This is a genomic window from Rothia sp. HMSC064F07 (assembly GCF_001837265.1).
In the GTDB taxonomy this organism is placed as follows: Bacteria; Actinomycetota; Actinomycetes; order Actinomycetales; family Micrococcaceae; genus Rothia; species Rothia mucilaginosa.
On record NZ_KV831926.1, the window covers coordinates 778,053 to 786,159 of the forward strand.

An 8,107-nucleotide genomic window follows, 5' to 3' on the forward strand; every position below is an offset into this window, starting at 1 on the left:
TGCGTCCATCAACGGTGCACGGGCATATCGGCGCACTCGCTTATTGGTGTGTTGTGAGCCCCCTTAGACTGCGAGGGTGCATCCGCAAGGTAGTGTAACGGCTAGCGGATGCGCCCTCGTTTTATGCCCTTTTTAGGTCTTCATTGCGTGGCTTCTGCCCTCTGCCTGCCTTATCCTTCTGCGCTGTGGGCTGTTGCGGGCTGTAACGGCGGGACTTTCTGGCTAATTCGCGATAGTGTTAAAAGCTATGGCATCCTTCGACTTTTCTGCTGAGATTAAAGAGCTTCGCGCGATTTTCACCTCTATTGCTGCTGTGAGCGATATTGAGGGGATTGAGCGCGCCATTGAGGACCTGTCTGCGCAGGCTGCCGCACCCGATTTGTGGGATGACGTGGAGAACGCGCAGAAGGTGACGAGCGCACTGTCGTATAAGCAGTCGGAGCTGAATCGTCTGCGTTCGCTGTCTTCTCGCATTGATGATGTTGAGGTGATGGTGGAGCTTGCCGAAGCGGAGGATGAGGAGACTGCCGCCGAGCTGCTCGCTGATGCTGAGCGTGAGTGCGGTGAAATCCGCGCCAAGCTGGAAGAGCTTGAGGTGCTGGTGCTGCTGTCTGGTGAGTACGATCAGCGTGAGGCTGTGGTGACGATCCGTTCGGGCGCTGGTGGCGTGGATGCTGCTGATTTCGCGGAGATGCTGCTGCGCATGTACCTGCGGTGGGCGGAGAAGAACGGCTACCCGACGAAGGTTCTGGACACCTCCTACGCTGAGGAGGCGGGCCTGAAATCGGTGACCTTCGAGGTGAACGCACCGTATGCTTTTGGCCGCCTGTCGGTGGAGGCGGGTACTCACCGTCTGGTGCGTATTTCGCCGTTCGATAATCAGGGCCGCCGCCAGACCTCGTTCGCGGCGGTTGAGGTAATTCCTCTGATTGAGCAGACGGATGCTATTGAGATTCCCGAGTCTGAGATTAAGGTGGATGTGTTCCGCTCCTCGGGCCCGGGTGGTCAGTCGGTGAATACGACGGATTCGGCGGTGCGTATGACTCACTTGCCGACCGGTATTGTGGTGTCGATGCAGAATGAGAAGTCGCAGTTGCAGAACCGTGCGGCGGCTTTGCGTGTGCTGCAGTCTCGCCTGTTGCTGTTGCGTAAGGAGCAGGAGGACGCGAAGAAGAAGGAGCTTGCCGGTGATATTAAGGCAAGCTGGGGTGATCAGATGCGCTCCTATGTTCTGCATCCGTACCAGATGGTGAAGGATCTGCGTACCGGCTATGAGGAGGGTAATACCTCTAATGTTTTGGATGGCGGTTTGAACGCCTTTATTGATGCTGGTATTCGCTGGCGTGCTTCGGGGCGCGCGGCTGAAGAGAGCTAAGACGTATAAGGATTGAGTGATGGCTCAGAAAAAGAAGAAAGACGCGAAGAAGGACCCGAATAACGCGATTATTGCCCAGAATAAGAAGGCTCGCCACAACTACAACATTGTGGATACCTATGAGGCGGGTATTGTTCTGCTGGGTACTGAGGTGAAGTCTCTGCGTGATGGTGGGGCGTCCATTGTGGATGGTTTCTGCCAGGTGACCGATAACGAGTTGTGGCTCGAGGGTATTCATATTGCGGAGTATGGTTACGGTACGTGGACGAACCATGCGGCTCGTCGTCGCCGTAAGCTGCTGCTGCATCGTTCTGAGATTAATAAGTTGGCGCAGAAGCTGAAGGAGACCGGTTACACGGTAGTTCCGTTGAAGCTGTACTTCTCGAATGGTCGTGCGAAGGTTGAGATTGCTTTGGCGACCGGTAAGCGTGAGTATGATAAGCGTCAGGCTTTGCGTGAGCGTCAGGATGACCTGGAGGCGCGCCGCGCGATGCGTTACCGCAACCTCGGCTAGGGCTGAGGCAACGGCGGATGCACCGCTGGTTCGGTGACTGCCTGTAGGGGCGGGGCGCGGTTCCTCGCGTATAATGGTTGAAAATTCGCGGTGTACCGCGAGCACCATACGTTTTTGAGGAGACACATGTCTGAGAACCCGAACTACCAGCAGAACCCGGGCGAGTTCATCCCCGCACCGCAGCAGGCACCCGCATACAACATGCAGGGCGGCTACCCCGGCTACCAGCCGAAACCGGGCTCGGGGCTGGCTATCGCCTCCTTGGTCTGCGGTATTTTGGGTGTTCTGACCGGTATTTTTATCTTTAGTGGACTTTCTCTTGGCCTGGCGGGTATCGTGCTGGGTATTGTTGCGCTGGTGAAGGTAAAGAACGGTACCGCTTCCGGTAAGGGCATGGCGATTGGTGGCATTGTCACCGGTGCGCTGGGCATGATTTTTGCGGTTGTCGTGCTGATTCTGGGCATGATTGGCCTTAGCATGCTCGGCGACTGCGCTGAGCAGGCCGTGCAGGATTCGAATGGCAACTACGTGTGCACCATCGAGGGTAAAACCATGACGATGAGCCCCGATGAGTACAAGGTGTACCGCCGTTAAATCGCGTTGAGTCTTTGAAGCGTTGAGGGACCGAATAGTGTTGAACTATTCGGTCCCTTGCTCTTTTTCTGCGCTGATTCTGCCCGATTGGTGGATTCTGGGCGCGGATTCTGAAATCTGGGACTTCACAGATGACCCGGATGACAGCTTATTTATATAATGGAACCGAACTCAGCGCGCAATGGTGCGTTGGGCGAGTATAAATTGTTCGCTGCAACTGTGAAGGAAAGAACGACGGATGTCTGAGAATAACTACGGAAACAACCAGGGGAACGCACAGAACCCCTACGCTGCTCAGCAGCCTAATTCTTCCGCCCAGAGCTCGTACGGTCAGGATTACGGCCAGGCTCCTTCGGCACAGAACACTTACGGCCAGGATTACGGTCAGAGCGCATCCACTCAGAACACCTACGGCCAGACTCAGCAGCAGAACGCCGCTCAGCAGAACCAGTACGGTCAGTTTGGTGCGCAGCCTTCTTCGCAGAATGCTTACGGTCAGAACGCTGCTCAGGGTACCTCCGCCCAGGGCGCTGCGACTCAGAACACCTACGGCCAGGCTCAGCCCGCTCAGCAACAGTACGGCTACGGTCAGGATGCTTCCTACCAGGGGCAGCCCGCGCAGCAGAACCAGTACGGTTACGGCCAGGACGCCTCCTACCAGGCTCAGCCCGCTGACTACAACTACCAGCAGAACTCTTACCAGCAGCAGCCTCAGCAGGACGCTTATGGTTACGGCCAGCCCGCAGGTTACCCGTATGCGGCTCCCATCGTGAAGAAGGCTCCCGGCATCGCGCTGGCTGCGATGATTCTGGGTATTGTGGGCGTCGTGACCGGTTTCTTCGTATTTGGTGTGCTGCTGGGTATCGCTGCGATTATTCTGGGCGCCCTGTCCCTGAAGAAGGTCAAGGAGGCTGGCGCGGGTAAGGGCTTCGCGATTACCGGTATCGTAACCGGCGCGGTGGCTGTCCTGTTCTCGCTGGGCATGCTCTTCGTGTACATTTCTGTTGCTCAGACTGCTGAGAAGTGCCTTGAGGTTGGTACCGATGACGGCCACGGTAACGTGGTGTGCCAGATTGGTGATAACCCGAACAACCGCATGACTGTTCCGGCTCACCGCTAAGTCTTAGCCGCCTAATTTTGGCTACCCAGCGCGGTACGCGAACGGGGTGGGGCTCCCAGAATTCTGGGGCGCCTCACCCCGTTTGCTGTGCCCGTGATTTTCTGCGCCCGCCGTTGATTCGGGCGTGTGCGGGGTGGGGGACTTGCACGCCGTTAAACATCTTAGATATACTGAATCTCTACCGTGTTTGAATGGCACCGCGGCATCAAGGTATGTTGAGGAAAACTTTCAGAAGACGGTGGGCTTTTTGATAAAAGCATAGGGGGATGATCGGTTTCGACGATGTGAGTTGAGATGGGTGAAGCGTGCCGAGGATGCAGGGTTATCTCGTTAACGCCCTCTGCAAAAAATTAAGTGCAGAATCTAAGCGCACTGACTTCGCACTCGCTGCCTAAGCGCGAGTTGCCGTCTGTCGGCCTGAGCATGCCTTTGGCTCAGTTACCGGCATCGACTTAAAAGGCCACTGCTGCTAGCCCTTGTTGCGGGGGCTGGCGGGACTTTTACGTAACTAGGTTCGTCGGTATATGTGTTTATGCAAGTACCGGAGCCGAAAAGTAGCGTTCGCATAAACTGCGCACGGAGAAGCCCCATCGACGCCACATCGGACCGGGGTTCGATTCCCCGCATCTCCACGATCTCCCAGCCGTCCGCTATCCCGTATGGGGTGCGGCGGTGATTATCGGTTCCAATCCAGAGGAAGAACCGCGGTAGGTTTCTACCACCCGGCAGGACGCCTCACCGCGTCACCTGCCGGGTATTTTTATGCCCTTTAGTAGCTTGAATTTGAGAGACACATCGATATATATCGTTTGAACATAGCTAAATACAAGTTGGGGAGGTAATTATGCCTCGTGGGTTTCCTACTAAAAAGCATCGTCAGGTGTTTATGATATTTACTTCATGAAGAGGTATCGTAGAGGAAATACTCTTCGAAGAGCGGGATGTTTGCCTGGCGGTTTCTAAGCTGAAACTGAGGTAAATCATCTGGCAGGTAGCCTACCTGCTAATAAGAGTAGGCAAGCCGTACTGCTTTGAGAGCGGAGGAAGGGCTGCTATGAGCAGGTACGGATATTGATTGGTAGACGCTGTAGACCTCGACATAGGGGCTACAGAACACATAGGAGGTGAACAAGTAATGAATCGGTTCAATATCATTGACACGGTTGGTCGTGAGTACCTTACGGAGAATCTCGAGAAAGGTGAATTTAGCTATCCTAAAGCTTTCAAAGAGAAGGGTCTTGAATTTGACCCAATCATGAAGAAGAAGGGGAAAGGCGCTTGGCAGTTTCTTGATATTCGATTTGAGCTGTCAGGAGTTTCCCTGCTCATTGAGACAAAGAACAATGCTGATAAGTGGCCTACTGTCGAAGAGCAAATTGCTGCATATGTCGAATATGAGAAGCGGTTAACTGGTAACAAGATTATTGCGATAGTTGCAAATACTGAGGATGATCGCATTACTGTCTGGAAGTCTGCAGTTGAAGATGACCGAAAACTGGTAAGCGAAGGAGCTATCCGTACGATGCCAGAGTATGTAGAAATGTTTGATGCAAAGCATACAAACAATAAAGAAGAGGTGATGCGCAATACTTATAAGCTCAATGAAAAGCTGCATCGTCACGGTATTAACGAGAGGCTGCGTGCTCAGTTCGTTGGCACTTGTCTCTTGGCTATTAAAAATGGTCTTTCTTATAGTCGCAAACTAAAAACTTCGCAGATTATTAGTGGTATTCGGTCTATTCTTGAGGATCTACTTGAAGGCTCTTTACAAAAAGCTGAAAAGCTATTACTGATTGATGTTCATGTTCTTAAAGATCAAGATATCCGTGACATGAATAATGAAAGCTTTTGTGAAATTCTTGATTTTATTAAAATGGAAATATTTCCGTTTATTAATGATAAAAGTACTGCGGGTCAAGATTTGCTAAATTTGTTCTTTGTTACCTTTAATAAATATGTTGGTAAGTCGGATAAAAATCAGGCCTTCACTCCGGATCATATTACGGACTTTATGTCGACCATTTGTAACGTAAACAAAAACTCAGTTGTTCTTGATATGACGTGTGGTAGCGGTTCATTCCTTGTGCGCTCAATGACGCAGGCTCTTGAAGATTGCCACACAAAAGCTGAAGAAGAGCAGGTTAAGAAGTTCCATATTTATGGCGTTGAGTATGATGAACAGGTATATGGCCTTGCGACAACGAATATGCTTATACACGGTGATGGAAACTCAAATATCGTTCAAGGTAGTTGTTTTGATGAAGTTCCCAAATTTATTAAGGATGGTATTAGTTTTGATGTTGTTCTGATGAACCCTCCGTACAACGCAATGGTAAAGCAGGTTCCCAAGGAGTTCTCTAAAAAATGGGGAAACGCTAAACAGGACCCATCTAAGGGGCTCTACTTTGTCAAATTTATTCTTGAGCAAATGAACGAAAATAATATGCGGGGTAAATTGGCAGTTCTGCTTCCCATGGCATGCGCTATTGGAAATAGTTCACTGATGAAGCAGATGAAGAACGAAATTCTACAGAATAATACGTTGGATGCTGTTTTTTCGCTTCCTGATGATATCTTCTACCCTGGTGCAAGTGCATGTGCCTGTTGTATGGTTTTTGATATTGGAACTCCGCATGCTTCTGCCAAGCGGGAGACTTTCTTTGCATACTGTAAGGACGACGGGTTTAAAAAGCGTAAAAATCTTGGTCGTGTTGAACAGGTGGATGAAAACGGTGACAGCTTGTGGGTAGCATTTCGCGAAAAATGGATTAATACGTATAAGAATCGCGATATTATTCCTGGTTTTAGCGCAAGACATATGGTTACGGGTAATGATGAATGGCTGTGTGAGGCATACATGGAGACTGACTACACAGCCCTGACTGACGCAGACTTTCAGCAGACTGTTAATGATTATCTCGCCTATTTAGTAAAGATGGGAAATAAAAGGCTTGGTGTTTCGATAGATTCTAATAATTGGAAATGGTTTCAGCTTGGTGGTGAATCTGGTTTATTTGATATACGTAAAGGAAAGCGATTGACAGCAGAAGATCAGACAGAGGGATTTACTCCATATATTGGGGCTATAGATTCAAATAACGGCGTCTCGAATCTTATTGGTCAAAGCCCTCTGCATGAAGGAAATACTATTTCTCTGAGCTATAACGGGTCAGTAGGAGAAGCGTTTTATCAGCCTCTGCCTTATTGGGCAACGGATGATGTAAACGTATTGTACCTTCGTCCTGAATACGGGAAGCTTAACCCAGCTGTGGGGCTATTTATATGTTCTGTGCTCAGAAATGAGAAATATAGGTACTCTTATGGCCGTAAGTGGACGCTTGATAATATGAAACGGACAATGATTAAACTCCCTGCAACCTTTGAAGGTGTCCCAGATTGGGTCCAGATGGAGGAGTATATAAAATCAATGCCTTACGGTGATAGGCTATAAGGATAGATTGGTCTATCTCTTTTGAGATAGACCAATCCGTCGTTACATGACTTGTACTTGTTATTTCCTATATATTCTTAGGTTTCTACCACCCGGCAGGACGCCCCACGGCGCCACCTGCCGGGTATTTTTATGCCCATTTTCGGGCCGTTCAGGGTGTACCTGTGGGCTTGGAGGGCGCTCAGGTGACCGCATTGTAATGAGAACGTCATCAGAGAAGACGAAAACGCACCCTATGCCGTAGTATCGAAGGGTAGATATCGTTGTTCGGTGTTGGCTGTTCATTCAACCTCACCGGCAATGTACGAGAGCAACCCAAAAGTCGCTCATAGGTGCACCACCGCTACGATGCGGTAGCCGCTATGACGACCACTCAAGGACACACCATGGAAAACCAGATTCCCGCCCCCTCCTTCCCGGAGCAGAACAATGCAAACTCCCCGCAGCCGGTACCTGCAGGCGTAGCACCCGGCGCTCCCCTCGGCGCAGCACCCGCTGGCCCCGCCCTGGGCGTGGCACCGGCTAACGTGCGTGACCGCGACGACAGCTACCAGCGCATCCCGGACGTCTACCAGGTGCCTGCTGAATACCGCCGCCCCTACGGCGAGACCACCGGCGACTTCCGCGGCCCCGGCTACTTCTACTCCATCGGCGCGTTCGGCGCCTCCCTGGGTGCACTGGCGCTGACCCTCTACGCGTGGGTTCAGGTCGCGGCACTCCACTCTGAAGCAACGCTCAACTCCCGCGGTTACAGCTCCTCTGCGTATAGCTCCGGTCTGAGCCCCAACATCATGGTGATTGCTCTGCTGCTCGTGGGCCTAATCCCGGTCGGCGTTTCCATTTGGCTTGCCATCTACTCGGCGAAGGTGAACGCCGGTCACGTCACCAAGTACACCTCGAAGATGACGACCTTCAACATTCTGGCGTACATCATCTCGGGTCTGAGCCTGCTGGGTCTGCTCGGCACCCTCACCATGCTGTCCTAAAACTGGCAACGCTTGCTCTCATAGCGATACATAGCGAGGCGGCGGCTTTCCACTTACCGGAAAGCCA

Annotated in this window: 6 protein-coding genes and 1 other RNA gene; all 7 read left to right on the forward strand. The window is 51.6% G+C overall.

From position 1 onward, the window contains the following. Positions 1 to 247 precede the first annotated feature (247 nt). A complete protein-coding gene (gene prfB / locus HMPREF2712_RS05660) occupies positions 248 to 1,375 on the forward strand; it encodes a peptide chain release factor 2 (RefSeq protein WP_049327697.1) in 1,128 nt (375 codons plus the stop codon). A gap of 19 nt (positions 1,376 to 1,394) precedes the next feature. Then, positions 1,395 to 1,889 carry an SsrA-binding protein SmpB gene (smpB, locus tag HMPREF2712_RS05665; protein ID WP_005508591.1) on the forward strand — a complete coding sequence of 165 codons (495 nt, stop codon included), beginning with the start codon at positions 1,395 to 1,397 and terminating at the stop codon, positions 1,887 to 1,889. 126 nt (positions 1,890 to 2,015) lie between these two features. Beyond that, positions 2,016 to 2,483 (forward strand): DUF4190 domain-containing protein, encoded by a 468-nt coding sequence (locus tag HMPREF2712_RS05670; RefSeq protein ID WP_049352608.1) that lies wholly within the window; start codon positions 2,016 to 2,018, stop codon positions 2,481 to 2,483. A 238-nt stretch (positions 2,484 to 2,721) separates the two neighbouring features. Beyond that, complete coding sequence (locus tag HMPREF2712_RS05675; protein ID WP_049352605.1) at positions 2,722 to 3,603, forward strand: DUF4190 domain-containing protein; 882 nt, start codon at positions 2,722 to 2,724, stop codon at positions 3,601 to 3,603. Positions 3,604 to 3,865: 262 nt separating this feature from the next. Further along, positions 3,866 to 4,238: a transfer-messenger RNA gene (gene ssrA / locus HMPREF2712_RS05680) on the forward strand. 500 nt (positions 4,239 to 4,738) lie between these two features. After that, positions 4,739 to 7,054: an N-6 DNA methylase gene (locus tag HMPREF2712_RS05685; RefSeq protein ID WP_065423884.1), complete on the forward strand. Its 2,316-nt coding sequence runs from the start codon at positions 4,739 to 4,741 to the stop codon at positions 7,052 to 7,054. 386 nt (positions 7,055 to 7,440) lie between these two features. Further along, the gene (locus HMPREF2712_RS05690) at positions 7,441 to 8,040 is read left to right on the forward strand and encodes a hypothetical protein (RefSeq protein ID WP_049352602.1); all 600 of its coding nucleotides are present in this window, start codon (positions 7,441 to 7,443) and stop codon (positions 8,038 to 8,040) included. The last annotated feature ends 67 nt before the right edge of the window (positions 8,041 to 8,107 follow it).

Excerpts from the sequence above, each read along its gene's own strand:
- HMPREF2712_RS05670 (WP_049352608.1), top strand. The coding sequence starts at position 2,016 with ATGTCTGAGAACCCGAACTACCAGCAGAACCCGGGCGAGTTCATCCCC.
- prfB (WP_049327697.1), top strand. The coding sequence starts at position 248 with ATGGCATCCTTCGACTTTTCTGCTGAGATTAAAGAGCTTCGCGCGATT.
- smpB (WP_005508591.1), top strand. The coding sequence starts at position 1,395 with ATGGCTCAGAAAAAGAAGAAAGACGCGAAGAAGGACCCGAATAACGCG.
- HMPREF2712_RS05675 (WP_049352605.1), top strand. The coding sequence starts at position 2,722 with ATGTCTGAGAATAACTACGGAAACAACCAGGGGAACGCACAGAACCCC.
- HMPREF2712_RS05685 (WP_065423884.1), top strand. The coding sequence starts at position 4,739 with ATGAATCGGTTCAATATCATTGACACGGTTGGTCGTGAGTACCTTACG.
- HMPREF2712_RS05690 (WP_049352602.1), top strand. The coding sequence starts at position 7,441 with ATGGAAAACCAGATTCCCGCCCCCTCCTTCCCGGAGCAGAACAATGCA.